Raw genomic sequence first — 20,384 nt, forward strand, 5'->3', positions numbered from 1 at the left:
TCAGCCTCTATCAGGCAGCACTGTCGAGCTTGGCCGCCCGTGCAGCCCGCAGCCGGGCGAAATCTTCGCCGGCGTGATGCGAAGACCGGGTCAACGGGCTCGATGACACCATCAGAAAGCCTTTCGAATAGGCTACGGTTTCAAAGGCGTTGAATTCATCCGGAGTAACGAATTTCAGGATTGCATGGTGTTTGCGCGTAGGCTGCAGATACTGGCCAATGGTAATAAAGTCGACATCGGCTGATCGCAGATCATCCATCAACTGCAGCACTTCGTTGCGCTCTTCGCCAAGCCCCACCATGATTCCGGATTTTGTGAATATGGTCGGATCAAGTTCTTTGACCCTCTGCAACAGCCGGATGGAATGGAAATAGCGTGCGCCGGGACGCACCGTCAGATAGTTCGAAGGCACTGTTTCCAGATTGTGGTTGAAGACATCGGGTTTTGCAGCGACGACAATTTCCAGGGCACCTTCTTTGCGCAGGAAGTCCGGTGTCAGGATTTCAACCGTAGTTTGCGGGCTTTGCAGCCGTATCGCATGAATGACATCAGCAAAATGCTGCGCTCCGCCATCGGCCAGATCATCCCGATCAACAGACGTGATCACCACATGATTCAGGCCCAGCTTTGCCACCGCCTCTGCAACATTGGCCGGTTCACCAGCATCCAGCGGCAAAGGAATCCCGGTCCGCACATTGCAAAACGCGCAAGCCCGGGTGCAGGTGTCACCCATGATCATAAAGGTGGCGTGTTTCTTCGACCAGCACTCGCCAATATTGGGGCAGCCGGCTTCCTGGCAGACGGTCACAAGATTATTGGCGTTCACAATCGCCTGTGTCTCTTTGTAGATGTCTGCGCCAAGCCCTGTGCCGGGAGCTTTGACACGAATCCAGTCGGGTTTTCTCAGGATTTCCGTATCCGGTTTGTGTGCTTTTTCCGGATGGCGCTGCCTGGCCACGCGCCCGCTCTCCGCATGCCCCGTCACGGCACCTGCAGCAGAAGGGTTTGCGGTTGAAGTGTCATCTTGCGATGTATCTATGAGTGTAACCATATCTATCCCGGTCTATCGAACTTCATTATCCATGCAGGCATGTCGGCAGCCATCGTTCAAATTTTTCAGGCCATCTCTACCGGCGAACCTTCGTCTTCCCGCCGATCAACTGTGGATCGCACGCCCGTAAGCATCCAGCACGCTTTCATGCATCATTTCCGACAAGGTCGGATGCGGGAACACTGCATGCATAAGCTCTTCTTCGGTGGTTTCAAGGTTCATTGCCACCACATAGCCCTGAATCAGCTCCGTGACTTCCGCCCCCACCATATGGGCCCCGAGCAACTGTCCGGTTTTCTCGTCAAACACAGTCTTCACCATGCCGTCCGGCTCGCCCAGAGCAATTGCCTTGCCATTGCCGATGAATGAAAAGCGACCCACTTTGACCTTGTAACCAGCAGCTTTGGCAGCCTCTTCCGTCAATCCCACCGAGGCGACTTGCGGATTGCAATAGGTGCAGCCCGGTATCATCTTCTTGTCCATCGGATGCGGTTTCTTGCCGGCTATCGCTTCCACACAGATGACGCCCTCATGTTCGGCTTTATGCGCCAGCATCGGCGGCCCCGCGACATCGCCAATGGCATAGATGCCGGCGACGTTGGTGTTGCCGAAACCGTCGATCACAATGCAGCCGCGCTCCGTTTTAACGCCCAGCTTTTCCAGACCGAGACCCTCTATATTGCCTTGGACACCGACTGCGGAAATAAGCTTTTCAGCGGTAATTTCCTGTGTCTTGCCGTCCTTTGTTTCCACAGTGGCTGTCACCGAGCCTTTGCCTTTTGTCACCTTGGTGACTTTGGCTTCGGTGAGGATTTTCATGCCCTGCTTTTCAAACCGCTTGCGCGCCAGTGCGGAAATCTCGGCATCTTCGACCGGCATCACCCGCGGCATCAACTCAACCACCGTAACCTCAGCACCCATTGTCCGGAAAAACGAGGCAAATTCAATGCCGATGGCGCCGGACCCCATGACCACAAGCGATTTGGGCATGGAAGGCGGCACCATGGCTTCAAAATAGGTCCAGATCGAATCCCCATCCGGTTCGATACCCGGCAGGGCACGCGGCCGGGCGCCGGTAGACACTATGATATGTTTTGCCGAATAAACCCCCTCGCCCAATGTACCCTTAGGTGCAGGATGTTGCGGTTCAACCGCTTTCTTCTTCGGTTTGCCGACTTTCACTTCTCCCGGTTTGGTGATCTCGGCTTCACCCCAGATGACGTCGACCTTGTTCTTTTTCAGCAGAAACCCGACGCCGCCATTCAATTGGCCGGAAACACCCCGCGAGCGCTTTACAATTGCCGCCATGTCAAATCCGAATTTATCCGCGCTCAGGCCATAATCCTTGGCATGCTCCATATAGTGATAAACTTCCGCAGACCGCAAAAGTGCCTTGGTCGGAATACAGCCCCAGTTCAGGCAGATACCGCCCAGATGCTCGCGCTCCACCACTGCTGTCTTCAGACCAAGCTGGCTGGCACGAATGGCAGCCACATATCCGCCCGGACCACCACCAATTATGATCACATCGTAGGAATTCGCCACCTTAACATCTCCTTATGACAGGCACCCTGTTCGGATTGCCTCAGGATGTCACGCCGTTTTCAAACGCCAGCATCCTTTATGTATTGTTCAACCGCCATAGCCATGCAGCAGACCTGAGCAAGCCTGTTCAGGCCGGTTCAGGCAGCTAGACCAGCATGCTCATCGGCTTCTCGATAAACCCTTTGAAGGCCTGCATCAGTTCCGCGCCCAAAGCACCGTCGACCGCTCTGTGATCGGTAGACAGCGTCACCGACATGATGGTTGCCGCTGCAACCGCTCCGTCCTTGATGACCGCTCTCTGCGTGCCTGCACCGACAGCCAGTATCGATCCGTGCGGCGGATTGACAATGGCGGCAAAATCCTTGACGCCGAACATGCCAAGATTGGAAACCGCCGACGTCCCGCCCTGATATTCCTGAGGCTGCAATTTCCGCTCTCTTGCGCGTTTTGCCAGATCCTTCATTTCATTTGAAATGGTCGAGAGCGGCTTCTCATCCGCGTGGCGTATGATCGGAGTGATCAGACCGCCCGGAATGGTAACAGCAACGCCGATATCAGCATGCTTGTGCTGCAACATGCCGCCGGAACTCCACGACACATTTGCGCTGGGCACTGCGCGTAGTGCCAGCGCATGGGCTTTGATGACCAGATCATTGACAGAAATCTTGTATGCCGGCTTGCCATCTGCGTCTTTCGGTGCGGCCTCGTTGAGCTGCGAGCGCAATGCCAGTAACTCATCCAGATCGCAGTCAATTGTCAGATAGAAATGCGGGATCGTCTGTTTGGCTTCCGTCAGGCGTGCGGCAATGGTTTTGCGCATGCCGTCATGCGGGATCAGCTCATAACTGTCTTCTGCATACAGCTTCAACACTGCATCATCGGACATTGACGAGGCAATAACCGGGCCCGCCGCAGCAGCGGATTTTGCCGGAGCCGCAGAAGTGCCCCCGGCCATCGCTGCCTCAACATCCCGTTGGACCACCCGGTTCCGCGGACCCGAGCCCTTGATGTCGGATATGTCCAGGTTGTTTTCCTTGGCCAGCCGCCGTGCCAAAGGCGACGAGAACACACGTCCGCTGCTACTGTCCGAGGTTTTTTCGGACGATTTCGGTACAGCAGCTGCAGCAACTGGCTTGTTGTCTTCGGCTTTGGCTTCCACCGCCTTCTCGTCAGTCGGCTTCTTGGCCGGTGCGGCTGCCTCCGGCGCATCCGCAGATATGGAAGAAGCGTCTTCACCGTCCTCAAGAATGACGGCGATCCGGGCATTCACCTTTACGCCCTCCGTGCCTTCCGCGACGAAAATCTTTCCGATCACACCCTCATCGATGGATTCCACTTCCATCGTGGCCTTGTCTGTCTCGATTTCAGCAATGACATCACCAGACGACACGCTGTCACCTTCCTTGACATGCCATTTTGCAAGATTGCCCTCTTCCATGGTTGGAGAGAGAGCCGGCATCAAAATATCAATTGGCATCATTTTTCTCCAATCAGTCGGTGTAGGTAACAGCCTTGGCCGCATCAATCACTTCGCCCACATTCGGCAGGGCGAGTTTTTCAAGATTGGCTGCATAAGGCATCGGCACATCCTTGCCGCAGACCCGCAGCACCGGCGCATCAAGGAAATCAAACGCCTTCTCCATCAGTTGAGCGACAATCTCCGCCCCGACACCTGATTGAGGGAAACCTTCTTCCACAGCGACGCAGCGCCCGGTTTTCTGAACGGATTTAATGACACTATCAATATCCATCGGACGAAGGGTGCGAAGATCTATGACTTCCGCCTCAACGCCCATTGCGGCCAGTTCTTCCGCCGCCTTCAAGGCATAGCTCATGCCAATTCCGAACGACACCAGCGTAACATCGCTGCCGGTGCGCGCAATCCGGGCCTTGCCGATCGGCAGAACCAGATCTTCCATATCCGGCACATCAAAAGACTGGCCGTACAGAATCTCGTTTTCCAGAAATATGACCGGATTGGGATCACGAATGGCAGCTTTCAGCAAGCCCTTTGCATCCGCTGCCGAATACGGCATCACCACTTTCAGGCCAGGCACATTGGAATACCACGCGGCATAATCATGACTGTGTTGCGCCCCCACCCTTGAAGCCGCTCCATTGGGCCCGCGAAAGACTATCGGCGCGCCCATCTGGCCGCCGGACATGTAAAGCGTCTTGGCGGCAGAATTGATGATATGGTCAATTGCCTGCATGGCGAAATTAAAGGTCATGAATTCGACGATCGGCTTCAGACCGGCCATCGCCGCACCGACACCCAGGCCGGCAAAGCCATGTTCGGTAATGGGCGTATCCACAACGCGCCGGGCGCCAAATTCCTGCAGCAGACCCTGGGTGATCTTATAGGCACCCTGATATTCAGCCACTTCCTCGCCCATGACGAAAACGTCCTCGTCCCGGCGCATCTCTTCGGCCATCGCATCGCGCAATGCTTCTCGAACGGTGGTTGACACCATTGCTGTGCCCTCCGGAATTTCCGGATCAGACGGTGTTTTCGCCGCCGCTGGCTGGGCTGCGACCGGAGCCGATGCAGAAGCTGCGGCTGGGTCAGCGTCATCGGAAGCTTCAGATGAGTTGGATGCAGCAGAGCTGCTGGAACCCGCAGAGGTTTCAGAACTGGAAATTGAATCAGCGCTTTCGCCATCTTCCAGAATAACCGCAATTCGGACGTTCACCTTGACGTTTTCAGTTCCCTCTTCGACGAAGATTTTACCCAGAACGCCCTCGTCAATGGCTTCCACTTCCATTGTCGCCTTGTCAGTCTCGATTTCGGCCAACACGTCACCGGAGGAAACCTTATCGCCCTCCTTCTTCAACCATTTAGCCAGTGTGCCTTCTTCCATGGTCGGGGAAAGCGCGGGCATCAAAATATCAATAGGCATATGTCTTGCTCCCCTTAGCGGTAAATATCTGTCCAAAGCTCAGATGCATCCGGTTCCGGATTTGCTTGAGCATATTCCGCAGCCTCGGCAACGATGGAACGGACTTCCTTGTCGAATTCTTTCAATTCGCTCTCCTTGGCCCAGTCTTTTTCAAGCAGACGCTTGCGGACCTGTTCAATCGGATCCTGCTCATCACGCATTTTCTGAACTTCTTCTTTGGAACGATATTTCGCCGGGTCAGACATCGAATGACCGCGATAGCGATATGTCAGCATTTCCAGGATCATCGGCCCCTTGCCACCGCGGCACCAGTTCACCGCTTCATCGCCGAGCGCTTTCACCGAGCGCACATCCATGCCGTCGACCTGTTTGCCGGGCACGCCAAAACTTTCTCCGCGTTTGTAGAAATCGGGCTGCGAGGAAGATCGCGCCACAGAAGTGCCCATCGCATAGCGGTTATTCTCGATGATATAGATGCAGGGCAGTTTCCATAGCTCAGCCATATTCAGGCTTTCATAGACCTGGCCCTGGTTCGCCGCACCATCCCCGAAATAGGTCAATGTCACCCGGTCATTCTTGCGATACCGGTTCGAGAACGCCAGTCCGGTTCCCAGCGACACCTGCCCACCGACGATGCCATGACCGCCATAGAAATCTTTTTCTTTCGAGAACATGTGCATCGAGCCGCCTTTGCCGCGGGAGTATCCACCGCTGCGGCCAGTCAACTCTGCCATCACACCCTTGGGATCCATGCCGCAAACCAGCATATGTCCATGATCCCGGTAACCTGTAATAACCTGGTCGCCGTCCTCAATCGCCATCTGCATACCGACAACAACCGCCTCCTGCCCGATATAGAGATGGCAGAATCCGCCAATCAGGCCCATTCCGTAAAGCTGTCCGGCTTTCTCCTCGAACCTGCGAATAAGGAGCATGTCCCTGAAGGCCTTGACCTCCTGATCCTTGTTAAACTCGGCTATTGCCGGTTTTGTGGATTTGCTTCTGGTTTTTCGTGCATTTGGTGTCGCGGCAACGCGGGACCCGGTCGCTTTTGCAGCGGATGTCTTCGCGCGAGATGTCGATTGCTTTGCGGCAGCCATACGTATGAACCTCCCCATCTTGTTTATTGGTGATATTCATTCATATAGAAATATGTGCCGAAAATCAAAGCAGAATTCGGCACTAAATGACCACATAAGTCATTGTTAATTAGCAAGAAATTGATGTTAACTGAATTTTGATTAATTGGTGCAGAGCAGCATTTTAGCGATCAAAATAGATCAACAACTCATCTGAACGGACATAACCCAGAAGCTGTCTGGCGCGCTCATCAAGCAGATCGGGATCAATCGCAGCCAGCTTCAGCAAGCTTGCCCGCTCACGCTTGGCTCGGCGTTCATCAAGCAGATTACTGCGCCGCTCCTGCAGTTCAGATATCCGCAATTGCTGAGTTTGCAAAGCTCGGTAACCGTAACGGCCGGTCAGGGCATGGAAGGCAAAATAGCTGAGCACAAGTGCAGTCAGCAAAGGTAGAAAAAGCCGACCATACAGGCTTTGTCTTCTGTATCGAGTGGACATTGGCAAAACGCGCCTAAACTAACGAGCGGTACGCGGGACTTGAAGCCGCCCTCAGAAAAGACATTAGGTGCTGAGGGTTAAAAAAAACTTTCCGGAATCCATTTACCGGACTGCAAATTCGCTATCAACCGGCCTGCCCGGCACGAGCGGCCTGAAAAGTGCCGGGCATTTCAATTTTTCAGCTACTGATTCAGTTTTTCAAAATGCCCCGGCCGGCAAACCGTGCCTGTGTACCAAGTTCTTCCTCAATTCTCAGAAGCTGATTGTATTTCGCCAGACGGTCGGACCGGGCCAGCGAACCGGTTTTGATCTGACCGCAGTTGAGGGCCACAGCAAGATCGGCAATCGTGCTGTCTTCAGTTTCTCCCGATCGGTGTGACATGACGGCAGTAAAGCCAGCCTTGTGAGCCATTTCAACCGCTTCCAGGGTTTCAGTCAGGGTGCCGATCTGATTGACCTTGACGAGCAGTGAGTTTGCTGATTTTTCCACGATGCCACGAGCCAGGCGTTTGGTATTGGTGACAAACAGATCGTCGCCAACCAATTGACACTTGTCTCCGATCATACGCGTCAGCGCATTCCAGCCGCTCCAGTCATCCTCGGACATACCGTCTTCAATCGAGATGATCGGATAGCGCGAAACAAGATCGGCCAGATAACTTGCCATCTCTTCAGAACCAAGGGTTTTGCCTTCACCTTTCAGATTGTAGGTTTCGTTTTTGTAAAATTCCGTGGCGGCGCAATCAAGCGCCAGAAACACGTCTTCCCCTGGCTTGTATCCGGCGCTCTCGACTGACTTCATAATAAAGCCAAGGGCATCATCTGTAGAAGCAAGATTGGGAGCAAAGCCACCTTCATCACCGACATTGGTATTGTGACCGGCCGCACTCAGACCTTTTTTGAGTGTATGGAAAATCTCCGAGCCCATGCGCAGCGCTTCGCGGAAAGTGTCTGCGCCCACCGGCATGATCATGAATTCCTGCACGTCAATCGGGTTATCCGCATGCTCACCACCATTGATGATGTTCATCATCGGCACCGGAAGGTCCCTGGCATTGGTGCCCCCGACATAACGGTAAAGCGGCAGGCCGGCAGCATCAGAGGCCGCTTTGGCGCAGGCCAGTGAGACACCTAGAATCGCGTTGGCGCCGAGCCTCGCCTTGTTGGCAGTGCCATCAAGCTCAATCATGGTGCGATCAATGTGGATTTGATTTTCAACCTCAAAGCCGCCAATCGCATCGAATATTTCGGTGTTGACCGCCTCAACCGCTTTCATAACGCCCTTGCCGAGATAGCGTGAGCCGCCGTCCCGCAATTCAACCGCTTCATGAGCCCCGGTTGATGCGCCCGATGGAACCGCTGCCCGCCCCATCGACCCGTCTTCCAGAACCACATCCACCTCGACGGTAGGATTTCCGCGACTGTCCAGAATCTCACGCGCTACAATATCGACAATGGCCGTCATTCTATGTCTCCTTCAGGTTGAACGTATTTTTCTGATTTGACGATTGTTGTAGGCAACTCTTGGTCAAATGCCAAGTTGACGGAGCTGGATTTTGCGGAGATGGAAACAAATTCTGCGTTGCCGCATTACAGCAAAATTGCAATGCGCGACTGGGGGGTTATATAATGGGATCAAAGAAAGATCAGGTGAGATGACCCAGACTGAGACACGAAAAAGTGCACTGACCGGGCGCGCTGCGAAATTCAGCATTGGCGATGTTGTGAAACATCGTATCTATGCCTTTCGCGGCGTAATTTTTGACGTCGATCCGGAATTTTCAAATACGGATGAATGGTGGGATTCCATTCCCGAAGATGTCCGACCCAGCAAGGACCAGCCATTTTATCATCTTTTCGCTGAAAATGATGAGACTGAATATGTGGCTTATGTCTCTGAACAGAACCTTTTGCCGGATACCAGTGGCGACCCCGTGCGTCATCCCCAAGTGGCAGAAGTGTTTGAAAACATCAAGGACGGGCGCTATCAACCCTTTGATATTCTGAAACACTGAAGGGTTTTCCGCGTTCTGAATTCGGAAAACCCTTCAATTATCTACTGTTTCGAACCAGCGAAAGCCTGACGAAAATCAGTCAGAAAATTCGACAACCAAACTAATTCTTAGTCGCGTCTTCCTGCTGCTTGATGAGGTTATCTCTGGCCGCTTTGGCCTTTTCAGCCAGTTCCTGTTGAATTTTTTCACGCTGCGCCTTGATTTCTGCCGGATCAATCGGATCACCATCATAGCTTGATGTGAATCCCGCCAGCGTCAGTTCAAAGCCGATCGCCTTTCCCTGCTGGCTGAATGCGGTAACAACAAGCTTTTCACCACCCTTCATTTCCGCAATGAAGTTCGGTTTTATGGCCAGTTCCGAATAGCAGTATTTTGGAAAACAGATACCATATTTGACTTCTTGCTCTTCGTGGTCATCGACTTGCAGGCGCATGCCGGGCTGCAGCAGCATTCCCGGTGGAACCGAAACAACCACAGTCTGTTTTTCCGGGCCGTTGATTTCGCGAACGGCAACAGACGCCAGAAACTGACCGGTCGCAGAGCGGATTTCCTGGGTGACCAGACAAACCTTCGTTTTGGACTTTTTTTCAACCGTACAGAGTTTGGTCCATTGATTGCCAGGTGCACTTGTTTCCTGAGCAAAAGACGCTCCGGAATTCGCTGCTGCAAGCAGCAGACCGACAACCGGTAGCAGTCTAGTGAATATCTGTGTGTTCATAAGAGCCATTGTAAAGGAAGACTTTCGTTTTTTTACCAGGATATTCCGAGATTTTAACACACCACAATGAGGGGTCCGGCCGCAGGCACCTGCTTGCGGCCGAAAGCACCGATCAATTCGCTGCGGGCTTTTGCTGCTGTTCAATCAGGCGCTGGCGCGCAGCTTCAGCCTTCTGCTGCAATTCTTCGCGCAGTTTCTCCTGCTGAACCTTCAACTGAGCCGGATCGATCGGGCTGCCGTCATAGCTTGCCGTAAACCCGACCAGAGTAAGTTTGAAATTGATCGCTTTGGCCTGTTGATTAAGCGTTGTCAGGATCAACTCGTTGCCCCGCTTCATTTCAGCCACCACTGCTGGATCAATCGGCAGTTCCGCATAACAGGCGTTTGGGAAACAAATACCGTATTTGATTTCCTTCTGCTTGTTCTTGTCGACCTGAAGCCTCAGCCCCGGCTGGATAAGCATCCCCGGCGGCACAGCAATCACCAGGCTCTGTTTCTCGTTGCCGCCAATCTCGCGCACGGCGACTGACGCCAGAAACTGACCGGTGTCGGCACGGATTTCCTGGGTGGTTAAACAGACATCCTTTTCGGAATTCGGATCCTTGTTACACACCTTCACCCAGGCGGTCTCAGCTGGAGTGTTTTCCTGGGCATGCGCAGCCCCGCCAAAGCCAACAGCCAGAACAGCTGCTGCAATCGTCGTTGCGGTTGCGATTTTCTGATTTAAAAGGGACATGTTCACTGCTCTTGGTTCGACTGGGTGCCATATGATGGCAGGAATGTTCTATCTATACATAGCAAAGATATTGCTGTGTTTCGCAAATTTGCCGCCAGGTCGCAAATTGAAATTTTGTCATGTTTGACAAAGTTCAGCTTTCAGCCTGCGTGAGGAACAAATAAGGCAATATCTAGACGCTGGCGGTGGTAACGAGGCTCCAGACAACAATTATCGGCCCGCATTGCAAGCTGCTTCATGGATGCGCCATACTCCTTCGACAGATTGATCGATGATTCGAGTGTTGGTTTTTTGGAATTCAGGAGGATAGTGTGATTTCCACTGTAAGGCCGGTTTTAACAGGCAACAATGGCTGGTTCACCAGGTTGAGCCTGTTTTTTATTCTGCTGTATCCCATGGCCGGCGGCCCGGCATCTGCGGCTGAGCGAGCGCAGGACGCTCCCGTCGGACCGGAATACACCGGTGAGGTTGCCAACCCGCCGCATGGCCTGGCCATGCATGGCCAGCCCGAATTACCTGCCGATTTTGAGAATTTTTCCTACGTCAATCCCGATGCGCCGCAAGGTGGCCGCATCTCTTATGGCTTTAACGGCTCATTCGACAGTCTGAATCAGTTTATTGTCCGCGGAGTTGCACCTCGCGGTCTGATGGACGGCGTTCTGGGATCAAATGTCTATGAAGGCCTGATGTACCGCAATCGCGACGAAGCCTTCACCATGTATGGTCTGATTGCAGACACGATCAAGACCGACCCGGAGCGCACATTCCTTGAAGTGACCATCCACCCGGATGCGAAATTTTCCGATGGTGAGCCGATCAAGGTGGAAGATCTTCTGTTTACGATTGATCTGTTCCGCGAAAAAGGCCGGCCACCTTACAGCCGCTGGATGCAGGCGATTGAGAGCGTGGAACGCATTGGTGAGCGCGGTGTCCGGATGAATCTGGGCGATGGACAGAATCGCGAATTACCGCTGCTGCTGGGAATCATTCCGATCCTCCCAAAACACGCCATCGACTTTGACACCTTTGATCAATCAAATCTGACGCCAATCCTCGGTTCCGGTCCCTATGTGATTTCCGACGTGAACCCGGGCACCCGGGTAGTGTTGAAGAAGAACCCGGATTATTGGGCCAGGGATCTTCCGGTCCGAATTGGCTTTGATAATTTCGATGAAATTATTATTGATTATTATCGCGAGGAAAGCTCCCGCTTTGAGGCTTTCCGCAAGGGCCTGTTTGACACCAATCCGGAAGGCAATCCGGCACGTTGGTCGGGTGATTATGATTTTCCGGCGGTGCGCAATGGCCAGATCGTACTGGATACCTACCAGACCGCCACCCCGTCCGGTATGCAGGCGATAATTTTCAACACAAGGCAGGATAAATTTGCCGACAAGCGCGTGCGCGAGGCCTTCACCTATCTGTTCGATTTTGAATGGGTCAACACAAATCTGTTTGCCGGGGCCTATGAACGCACCGCGAGTCTGTTTCACAATTCCGAATTATCGTCCTATCAGCGCCCGGTCGAAGAAGCCGAAAAGGTGCTTTTGGGGACTTATATCGACCAGGTTTCTCCGGACATTCTTGACGGAACCTATGCACCACCCAGCAGCGATGGCAGCGGCGGCGACCGCAAAAACCTGCGCAAGGCCGTCCAATTGTTCCGCGACGCCGGCTACGTGCTGAAAGACGGTAAAATGGTCAATGCCGAAACCGGCGAACAGCTGTCTGTTGAATTCATGAGCAAGGCTCAGCAGGAGGAACGGCTGGCCCTGGCGCTGCAACGCAATGTCGAGCGCGTCGGCATTGAAATGACCATCCGTACGGTTGATTCCGCGCAATATTGGGAACGCTGGAAACGCTTCGACTTTGATCTGCTGATCCATACCTACACGGCATCCCTGTCGCCCGGATCCGAGCAATATGGTCGCTGGGGACAGGTGGCCGCGAACTCAGAGGGCAGCCTCAATCTGTCTGGTGCCAGCGATCCGGCGATTGATGCGATGATCGACGCACTGGTGGCCGCACGAGACCGCGAGGATTTCGTCACCGCTGTACGGGCCTTTGACCGCATGGTTGTTTCGGGAACTTATTTCATTCCCCTGTTTCACACACCCGGCCAGTGGCTTGCACGGCGAACACGTATTGCAGTACCGGAAAAAACGTCCATCTATGGGTATCAGCCGGCCACATGGTGGGCCGCACAATAAACCGGACTTCAGACTGTTGAACTTCAGACTGTTGGCCTCAGAACCAGCCGGTTCAAACAGAAGGATGTTACTATGCACAACGTCAGGGTCGATATCGTATCGGACGTGATGTGTCCCTGGTGCTATATCGGGAAAAAGCGGCTTGATCTTGCAAGCGAATTGCTTGATGGCATTCATCTGGATGTGCACTGGCTGCCTTTCCAGCTGGATGGCACGCTGCCGAAGCAAGGCAAACCCAGAGCGGATTATCTGGCAGGCAAATTCGGCGGCAAGGAGCGCGCCCAGATTGCCTATTCTCAAATCGAGGAAACCGGCGCGGCGATGGACATTCCCTTTGCGTTTGACCTGATCGAATATTCCTCAAATACGCTTGACGCACACCGTCTCATCCATTGGGCCGAGCAAGAGGATTTGCAAAACCAGATGGCCGAGCGCCTGTTTCAGGCCTATTTTCTCGAGGGTCAGAATATCGGCGATGATGATGTGCTGGCAGCCTTGTCGGGTGAGGTCGGCATGGATGATGATGAAATCCTCGACAGGCTGCATACGGATCTGGCAAAAGACATTGTAAAACAGCAGATCGGCGAATCCCAGAAACTCGGAATTTCCGGCGTTCCCTGCTTCATTCTTGGCCAGAAATATGCGGTCATGGGCGCACAGGAGCCCGAAACCCTGGCAGAAGCGATCACCCGCACGGCAACGGAAGCCTCGGCTCAGGCCGCTTCCTGATCGCCATCTTCAGCAATTCCTGCCAATTGTGACAGGGCCACGGCAGCACCTTTCAGCCGTTGCAGTGGTTTTGGCCAGTCGCGGATCAACACGATTTTCTGATCCGGTCGGATTTTGGAGAGCGTCCCCTGATCTGCAATATACTGAATAAGGCCGGCAGGATTGGGAAATGTCCCATTGCGCAGTGTGAAGACCATGCCTTTGGGTCCGGCATCGACCTTTTCTATGTTGCAGCGTCGGCAGAGCTGCTTGACGAATACCAGTTTCAGCAGATGGTCGACCTCTTCGGGAAGCGGTCCGAAACGATCAATCAGTTCAACGCCGAAATCATCAATTTCCTGCGCTGTTTCCAGTGCTGACAGGCGCTTGTAGAGCGACAGCCGCAATTGCAGATCCGGCACATAGCTTTCTGGAATCATGACCGCAAGACCAAGCGTGATCTGCGGTGACCAATGATCCGGGATTTCCGAGTCCAGATCACCGGATTTCAGACCGGCAACCGCTTCTTCCAGCATTTGCTGATACAGCTCAAATCCGACTTCGCGGATATGCCCGGACTGTTCCTCGCCAAGCAGATTGCCAGCACCACGGATATCCATGTCATGACTGGCCAATTCAAAACCGGCACCCAGACTGCTGAGTGACTGAAGCACGCGCAACCGGCGGTCTGCTGTAGATGTCAGTTTCATGTTGGTCGGTACGGTAAAAAGCGCATAGGCGCGTGTCTTGGAACGGCCGACGCGGCCCCGCAACTGGTACAATTGTGAAAGACCAAACATGTGCGCGCGATGGATAATCAGCGTGTTGGCAGTTGGAATGTCGAGGCCGGATTCCACAATTGTCGTCGACAGAAGCACATCGTACTGCCCGTCATAAAATGCGTTCATCACGTCATCAAGCTGGCGCGGAGGCATCTGCCCATGGGCGACAACTGCCTTGATTTCCGGGACATGCTGCTCCAGAAACGCTTTCCGGTCTGCCAGATCTGAAACCCGCGGACATACATAGAAACTCTGCCCACCGCGAAAATGCTCGCGCAACAGGGCTTCGCGAATGGTCACAGGATCGACCGGTGACACAAAAGTGCGGACGGCCAGACGGTCGACAGGCGGAGTGCTGATCAGGGACAATTCGCGAACCCCGGTCAGCGCCAGTTGCAGGGTGCGCGGGATCGGCGTTGCTGTCAGCGTCAACACGTGAATATCGGACTTCAGCTCTTTCAGCCGTTCCTTGTGCCGCACCCCGAAATGCTGTTCTTCATCAATGATCAACAAGCCCAGATCCCGGAACTGGATCGATTTTCCGAGGAGTGCATGGGTTCCCACAACAATGTCGACCTCGCCGGTTGCAAGCTCGGCCTTGGTTTCGTTCAAATCCTTGGCAGGAACCAGGCGCGAAGCGTGCCGCACCTTCACCGGCAATCCGGAAAACCGATCGGCAAAGGTCTTGAAATGCTGGCGCGCCAGCAAAGTCGTCGGCACGACAATCGCAACCTGCCGACCCGACATCGCCGCGATAAAAGCCGCGCGCAGCGCAACTTCGGTCTTGCCAAAGCCGACATCACCGCAAACCAGACGATCCATCGGACGGCCTGAGCCCAGATCATCTGCGATTGCATCAATTGCCGACAATTGATCATCGGTTTCGTCATAGGGGAACCGTGCGGCAAACTCGTCATAAACGCCATCATCCAGGGTCAGCGGCGTGGCGGTTTTCAAAGCGCGGGCGGCAGCAACCTTGATCAAAGCTTCCGCCATATCGCGAATGCGTTTTTTCAACCGTGATTTGCGAGCCTGCCAGGCCACACCGCCCAGTTTGTCGAGAACTGTTTCGCTGCCCTCAGAACCGTATCTTGTCAGCAGTTCGATATTTTCAACGGGCAGAAACAGTTTGTCACCGCCCGAATAGATGAGTTCCAGGCAATCATGCGGTGCACCGGCCGCCGTAATGGTTTGCAGTCCGGCAAATTGCGCAATGCCGTGTTCCACATGCACAACAAAATCGCCCTCATTGAGGCTGGCCGCTTCGGTCAGGACATCGGCATCACGGCGTTTGCGCTTGCCTTTGCGCACCAGCCTGTCGCCCAGCACATCCTGTTCGCCGATGAAGGCAAAACCATCAAAGGAAAATCCGTTTTCGACTTCCAGAACGGACAGGCCGACAGTGCCGTTCTGCAGGCCCTTGGCTTCGGTCCACGAATTGATCAGACGCTGCCGCGTCAGACCGTGATCCTGCAACACCTGGGCCAACCTGTCCCGCGAGCCTTCGCTCCATGATGCGATCAAAACCCGGTTCTTGGCCTCTGCGAGGCTGGTCACATGGGCAATCAGCGCATCAAACACGTTTTGGTCGCTGGCGGCGCGTTCTGCGGCGAAAGTTCGGCTCTGACGCCCGCCCATCAGAACAACCTTGCCGGCATGGCTTTCCTGCGGCACATCGAAGGGCGTGACTGATACAGTCCGGTGCTGTTGCAGCAATTCGCTCCAACTGGCGGAATTCAGATACAGCAGATCAGGCTCGGAGGGGCGGTAAATGGCGCCCTCCCCCTTGTGCTCCAAACGGGTCTGGTAATGATCTTCGATCTGGCTGGAACGGTCGTCCAGAGCATCATCGAGCAAATGGTCGAGCACAACCGGCGCTTCGGGCAGAAAACTCAGGACCGGGACGAGCTCGGGCTCGAGATAACCGAGCCAGTGTTCCAGCCCCGGATAGCGCCTTCCTTCACTGACGGCTTCATACAGCGGATCGTCCTTCGTGACCGTACCGTTGGCAGCGCGGTAATTCTGGCGGAAACGCTGGATTCGGTCCTCATCGAGGATAGCTTCGCTGGCAGGAACAAGATTGAGTTCGGGAAGGGCTTCGGTGGTGCGCTGTGTTTCGGGGTCGAAATGGCGCAGCGATTCCAGCGTATCGCCAAAGAAATCCAGCCTTATCGGCGCTGCATCTCCCGGCGGGAACAGGTCCAGAATGCCGCCCCGAACGGCATATTCGCTGGTTTCGCGGACCGTTGGCACGCGTAGAAACCCGTTACCTTCCAACCATGCCACCAGATCGCCCATGGGAACGATTTGCCCAGGTTTGGTACGCCACACACGTTTGGGAATGACACTTGGCGGAAGCGATTTTTGCAGCGCTGCATTGGCGGTCATCAGAATGATCCGCTGAATACCTTTGCCCGGCGATGCCTGCAGCCGCGCCAGCGCGGTCATGCGTTGAGCGCTGACCTGCGGCGTTGGCGAAACCCGGTCATAGGGCAGACAGTCCCAGGCCGGGATAAAAACAACTTCGGCGGAGGGCGCAAAGAAATCCAGCGACTGGCGCAGCAACTCCGCCCGACGGCTGTCGCGCGCCACATAACACCATTCCGCGATTGACGGATTGTGGCTGAGCATTTCCGCCAGAACATACCCTTCCGCGCCGTCAGCGACGCCACTCAGAGTAACCCGCTCACCGCTTTGGAAAAGCGTCTTCAGTTTCAGTCGCATCGACATGGAGATCTGTCAGCCTTCGCCTGTTACAAAATGTGCTGCTGTTTGGATTTGCGCATCTGATAGGCGACCCAGCGCTGAAACAGGGATGTGTCATAATTCCCCGGAACAGGCAGGGTCCCCGTCACCCATTTATAGATATCCCAGTCCGGCGCTTCCATCAGGTATTCCAGATCATCCATATCTGCATCTGAGAATCCGTGAATCATGTGTTCGACAAAGCCGCCCAGAAGAATATCCATTTCGCGCGTACCGCGATGTGTGGCACGGAAAATCGCCTGGCGTTTGCGCGGGCTCAGGCTGCTGTGATCCGGTCGTTTTTCAGATGTGCTCATGATCAGCCTTTCTGGTCTCCGGGATGCGATCTATAACCAAGCCACCGCAATTTGTCAGCCTGAACCTGCAGATATGCAATAATCCGCCTGAAATGAACACCGATCTTGCGAGCCCGCTGAAAAAACGGCATCAACGGCTTATGCGCCCGGAAATTCTGACACCTCTTTATCAATCGGTTCAAGTCTTGCCCAAAATCGGCCCCAAGCTGGCTGGTCTGCTGGGCCGGCTCACCCGTGGCACCGATGGTGACGAAGCCAGGGTGATCGATCTGCTGTTCCACCGTCCCTACAGCCTGATTGACAGGCAGCGCCAGCCGGGGGCGGCGAATGCGGTGGATGGTGAGATTGCAACCTTCGAACTGCATATCGATCAACACATGGCACCGCCTCCCGGCAACAAGAGGCTGCCATACCGGGTGACCGGTCATGACCGGACCGGCGAGATGGATCTGGTGTTTTTTCATGCCCATGCGGCCTATCTGGAAAAAACATTGCCGGTCGGCGAAATTCGCTATGTCAGTGGCACCGTCGAATGGTTTCGCAACATCCCCCAGATGGTACATCCCGATCACATCGTCAGTGCCGAGGATTTCGCTGTCATGCCCCTGGTGGAGCCGGTCTACCCGATGACCGGTGGCCTGTCGCGTAAAGTGTTCGGGCGGGCCGTCAGCTTTGCCGTGGATCTGGTACCCAAATTGCCAGAGTGGCTGGATAAGACCGTCCTCGAGCCGCGAAACTGGCCGGAGTTTCAACAAGCGTTGATTCAGCTGCATAACCCCAAAGCTCTTTCTGATCTGGAGCCGACCAGCCCGCATCACAGCCGCCTTGCCTATGATGAATTGCTGGCAACCCAGCTTGCCCTGGCTATTACGCGGCAGAAAATGAAAAAGCAAAAAGGCGTCTCAAGAGAGTTTTCCGGCAACACAGGCCGGAAAATCATTGCGGCCCTGCCGTTTTCTCTGACCCATTCGCAAACCACAGCAATTGCTCAGATACAAGCGGATCTGCGCAAGCCCGAACGCATGCTGCGCCTGCTTCAGGGCGATGTCGGGTCGGGCAAAACCCTGGTTGGTCTGATGGCAATGGCCGACGTGGTTGAGGCTGGCTTTCAGGCAGGTTTCATGGCCCCGACAGAACTCCTTGCCCGCCAGCACTTCCAGACAATGCAGCCACTTTGCGCTGCCGCAGGATTGCGTATCGCCATTCTCACCGGCAAAGACAAACAGTCACACCGCAAAGCGGTTATCGCCGGATTGGAGGCCGGGGAAATTGATATTCTGGTTGGCACTCATGCCCTGTTTCAGGAGAGTGTCGCCTTTCGCGATCTGGCACTGATCGTCGTCGATGAACAACACCGCTTTGGTGTCCATCAGCGTCTCGCCCTGTCTGCCAAGGGCATCGCGGTCGATGTGCTTGTGATGACCGCTACACCGATCCCCCGGACGCTGGTGTTGACCTATTTCGGCGATATGGATGTATCGAAGCTCATGGAAAAGCCGGCTGGGCGTCAGCCAATTGACACCAGATCAGTATCGCAAGAGCGGATTGATGATGTCATTACCGGTCTGCAGCGCGCCCTTGCGAACGGACAGAAAGCCTATTGGGTATGTCCGCTGGTGGAAGAAGCTGAAATTCTTGAGCTGACTTCGGCAGAAGAACGTTTCGCCGCCCTCAAATCTGTGTTCGGTGACGGCATTGGTCTGGTTCACGGTCGCATGACACCGGCCGAGAAAGATGCCGCCATGGCATCTTTCAAATCCGGTGAAACCAGAATTCTGGTGGCAACCACTGTCATTGAAGTTGGCGTGGATGTACCCGATGCCACGATTATGGTGGTGGAACATGCCGAACGCTTCGGCTTGTCGCAACTTCACCAATTGCGCGGACGTGTCGGGCGCAGCACCGGAAAATCCTCGTGCATTTTGCTGTATAAGGCACCATTGGGCGAAACCGCCAAGGCGCGGCTGAATATCCTGCGTGAAACCGAAGACGGTTTTCGCATTGCCGAAGAGGATTTGCGGCTGCGCGGAGAAGGCGAAGTTCTTGGCGTTCGCCAGAGCGGGGCGCCGACGTTTCGCATTGCCGATCTGCAGGTTCATGCAGATTTGTTGGAAATGGCCAGGAAAGAGGCACGGCTTATTCTGCAGCGCGATCCGGACATGCAGACACAACGCGGCCGCGACTTGCGTATATTATTGTATTTGTTCGGTCTGGATGAGGCGATCCGCTATCTGAAGGCCGGATGAGGCATTATTCCGCCGGTTCGATTTCCCGAGCGGCCTTTTCCAGCGTTTCCTTGGCGGCAACGGCATCATCGCCCTTGACGCCGACGACATTGTCCGGACCGGCGACGACACCGGTCTTGGATTTGTCCGGATTGACTAGACCGGCGGATATCACCAGTTTGGCCGCCTGCTCTACCGACATATCCAGGATCAGCAGATCCTTGCTTGGCACAAACAGCAAAAACCCGGAAGTCGGGTTCGGTGTGGTTGGCAGGAAGATTGACACCATGTCGTCATCCACCAGTTCACCCAGCTTGCCTTTGACCTCGCCCTTCGTGTCTGTCGATATGAATACAATCGCCCACAGGCCGCGCCGCGGATATTCCAGCAAAGCCGCTTTTTGAAACGACTTGGAACTGTCCGACAGCACCGTTTCAAAAATCTGTTTCAGACCCTGATACAGATTTCGCACGAATGGCATACGACCAAGCAGCGTTTCGCCGTAGCGGATAATGGTTTTGCCAACCAGTCCGGCTGTAAAGAACCCCAGCAGTGTGATCGCCAGGAACGCAAACAGCAGTCCGCCGCCCGGCACTGTGAACGGCAGATAGGTATCAGGATTATAGACTGAGGGGATCAGCGGTTTTACCCAGCCATCAATCCATTGAATGAACGTCCAGGTCAGATAAATCGTAATGCTGACAGGGGCTGCAATCACCAGGCCGGTCAGAAAATAGTTGCGCAGGCGCAAGCCCGGACTCAGGCGTCTGCGGGCGTCTCTTCCGGATTTTGGTTTTTTCGGGGCCATCTTTGTCCATCAACAAAGCCGCAAATCATGTTTTGCAGCTTGCCAA

Annotated in this window: 16 protein-coding genes; 4 read left to right on the forward strand and 12 right to left on the reverse strand. The window is 54.5% G+C overall.

From position 1 onward, the window contains the following. Positions 1–10 precede the first annotated feature (10 nt). The 7 genes from lipA to eno form a co-directional block, all read right to left on the reverse strand. Positions 11–1,051, reverse strand: a complete 1,041-nt coding sequence (gene lipA / locus RAL88_RS01485) for a lipoyl synthase (protein ID WP_306266761.1) — start codon at positions 1,049–1,051, stop codon at positions 11–13. A gap of 105 nt (positions 1,052–1,156) precedes the next feature. Next, on the reverse strand, positions 1,157–2,596 hold the full coding sequence (gene lpdA, locus RAL88_RS01490; RefSeq protein ID WP_306266763.1) for a dihydrolipoyl dehydrogenase: 1,440 nt from the start codon (positions 2,594–2,596) through the stop codon (positions 1,157–1,159). Positions 2,597–2,741: 145 nt separating this feature from the next. Continuing rightward, positions 2,742–4,073, reverse strand: coding sequence for a pyruvate dehydrogenase complex dihydrolipoamide acetyltransferase (locus tag RAL88_RS01495; protein ID WP_306266765.1), 1,332 nt, complete (start codon positions 4,071–4,073; stop codon positions 2,742–2,744). 13 nt (positions 4,074–4,086) lie between these two features. Next, entirely contained in the window at positions 4,087–5,496 is a 1,410-nt protein-coding gene (locus RAL88_RS01500; RefSeq protein WP_306266766.1) for a pyruvate dehydrogenase complex E1 component subunit beta, read from the reverse strand. 14 nt (positions 5,497–5,510) lie between these two features. After that, the gene (gene pdhA, locus RAL88_RS01505) at positions 5,511–6,596 is read right to left on the reverse strand and encodes a pyruvate dehydrogenase (acetyl-transferring) E1 component subunit alpha (protein ID WP_306266768.1); all 1,086 of its coding nucleotides are present in this window, start codon (positions 6,594–6,596) and stop codon (positions 5,511–5,513) included. A gap of 163 nt (positions 6,597–6,759) precedes the next feature. Continuing rightward, complete coding sequence (locus tag RAL88_RS01510) at positions 6,760–7,074, reverse strand: septum formation initiator family protein (protein WP_306266770.1); 315 nt, start codon at positions 7,072–7,074, stop codon at positions 6,760–6,762. 190 nt (positions 7,075–7,264) lie between these two features. Continuing rightward, positions 7,265–8,539 carry a phosphopyruvate hydratase gene (eno, locus tag RAL88_RS01515; protein ID WP_306266771.1) on the reverse strand — a complete coding sequence of 425 codons (1,275 nt, stop codon included), beginning with the start codon at positions 8,537–8,539 and terminating at the stop codon, positions 7,265–7,267. 190 nt (positions 8,540–8,729) lie between these two features. Between eno and hspQ the strand changes: the two genes are divergently transcribed. Further along, positions 8,730–9,089 carry a heat shock protein HspQ gene (gene hspQ, locus RAL88_RS01520; protein ID WP_306266772.1) on the forward strand — a complete coding sequence of 120 codons (360 nt, stop codon included), beginning with the start codon at positions 8,730–8,732 and terminating at the stop codon, positions 9,087–9,089. A 100-nt stretch (positions 9,090–9,189) separates the two neighbouring features. On the opposite strand, the gene RAL88_RS01525 is transcribed toward hspQ, so the two are convergent. Both RAL88_RS01525 and RAL88_RS01530 read right to left on the reverse strand, forming a co-directional pair. Then, on the reverse strand, positions 9,190–9,951 hold the full coding sequence (locus tag RAL88_RS01525; RefSeq protein WP_306266773.1) for an invasion associated locus B family protein: 762 nt from the start codon (positions 9,949–9,951) through the stop codon (positions 9,190–9,192). Beyond that, positions 9,920–10,543, reverse strand: a complete 624-nt coding sequence (locus tag RAL88_RS01530) for an invasion associated locus B family protein (RefSeq protein WP_306266775.1) — start codon at positions 10,541–10,543, stop codon at positions 9,920–9,922. Before RAL88_RS01530 ends, RAL88_RS01525 begins: the two co-directional genes overlap by 32 nt. Before the next feature lie 311 nt (positions 10,544–10,854). Between RAL88_RS01530 and RAL88_RS01535 the strand changes: the two genes are divergently transcribed. Then, positions 10,855–12,753 (forward strand): extracellular solute-binding protein, encoded by a 1,899-nt coding sequence (locus RAL88_RS01535; protein WP_306266777.1) that lies wholly within the window; start codon positions 10,855–10,857, stop codon positions 12,751–12,753. A 72-nt stretch (positions 12,754–12,825) separates the two neighbouring features. Beyond that, the gene (locus tag RAL88_RS01540) at positions 12,826–13,482 is read left to right on the forward strand and encodes a DsbA family oxidoreductase (protein ID WP_306266779.1); all 657 of its coding nucleotides are present in this window, start codon (positions 12,826–12,828) and stop codon (positions 13,480–13,482) included. Here RAL88_RS01540 and mfd read toward each other — a convergent pair. Both mfd and RAL88_RS01550 read right to left on the reverse strand, forming a co-directional pair. Then, positions 13,467–16,973, reverse strand: a complete 3,507-nt coding sequence (gene mfd, locus RAL88_RS01545; protein ID WP_371932135.1) for a transcription-repair coupling factor — start codon at positions 16,971–16,973, stop codon at positions 13,467–13,469. The genes RAL88_RS01540 and mfd overlap by 16 nt on opposite strands. 23 nt (positions 16,974–16,996) lie before the next feature. Then, positions 16,997–17,305: a succinate dehydrogenase assembly factor 2 gene (locus tag RAL88_RS01550; protein WP_306266782.1), complete on the reverse strand. Its 309-nt coding sequence runs from the start codon at positions 17,303–17,305 to the stop codon at positions 16,997–16,999. 140 nt (positions 17,306–17,445) lie between these two features. Between RAL88_RS01550 and recG the strand changes: the two genes are divergently transcribed. Beyond that, the gene (gene recG, locus RAL88_RS01555; protein WP_306269549.1) at positions 17,446–19,551 is read left to right on the forward strand and encodes an ATP-dependent DNA helicase RecG; all 2,106 of its coding nucleotides are present in this window, start codon (positions 17,446–17,448) and stop codon (positions 19,549–19,551) included. 4 nt (positions 19,552–19,555) lie between these two features. Here the strand turns inward: recG and RAL88_RS01560 are convergent, their stop codons facing one another. Then, positions 19,556–20,338: a DUF502 domain-containing protein gene (locus RAL88_RS01560; protein ID WP_306266784.1), complete on the reverse strand. Its 783-nt coding sequence runs from the start codon at positions 20,336–20,338 to the stop codon at positions 19,556–19,558. Between the last annotated feature and the right edge of the window lie 46 nt (positions 20,339–20,384).

This window comes from Pararhizobium sp. IMCC3301 (assembly GCF_030758315.1).
Lineage (GTDB): Bacteria > Pseudomonadota > Alphaproteobacteria > Rhizobiales.

Bases quoted from the DNA above. Each gene is read 5' to 3' on its own strand.
- hspQ (WP_306266772.1), top strand. From the start codon at position 8,730: ATGACCCAGACTGAGACACGAAAAAGTGCACTGACCGGGCGCGCTGCG.
- RAL88_RS01495 (WP_306266765.1), bottom strand. From the start codon at position 4,073: ATGCCAATTGATATTTTGATGCCGGCTCTCTCTCCAACCATGGAAGAG.
- RAL88_RS01560 (WP_306266784.1), bottom strand. From the start codon at position 20,338: ATGGCCCCGAAAAAACCAAAATCCGGAAGAGACGCCCGCAGACGCCTG.
- RAL88_RS01500 (WP_306266766.1), bottom strand. From the start codon at position 5,496: ATGCCTATTGATATTTTGATGCCCGCGCTTTCCCCGACCATGGAAGAA.
- recG (WP_306269549.1), top strand. From the start codon at position 17,446: ATGCGCCCGGAAATTCTGACACCTCTTTATCAATCGGTTCAAGTCTTG.
- RAL88_RS01540 (WP_306266779.1), top strand. From the start codon at position 12,826: ATGCACAACGTCAGGGTCGATATCGTATCGGACGTGATGTGTCCCTGG.
- pdhA (WP_306266768.1), bottom strand. From the start codon at position 6,596: ATGGCTGCCGCAAAGCAATCGACATCTCGCGCGAAGACATCCGCTGCA.
- RAL88_RS01510 (WP_306266770.1), bottom strand. From the start codon at position 7,074: ATGTCCACTCGATACAGAAGACAAAGCCTGTATGGTCGGCTTTTTCTA.
- RAL88_RS01550 (WP_306266782.1), bottom strand. From the start codon at position 17,305: ATGAGCACATCTGAAAAACGACCGGATCACAGCAGCCTGAGCCCGCGC.
- RAL88_RS01530 (WP_306266775.1), bottom strand. From the start codon at position 10,543: ATGTCCCTTTTAAATCAGAAAATCGCAACCGCAACGACGATTGCAGCA.
- eno (WP_306266771.1), bottom strand. From the start codon at position 8,539: ATGACGGCCATTGTCGATATTGTAGCGCGTGAGATTCTGGACAGTCGC.
- mfd (WP_371932135.1), bottom strand. From the start codon at position 16,973: ATGTCGATGCGACTGAAACTGAAGACGCTTTTCCAAAGCGGTGAGCGG.
- lipA (WP_306266761.1), bottom strand. From the start codon at position 1,051: ATGGTTACACTCATAGATACATCGCAAGATGACACTTCAACCGCAAAC.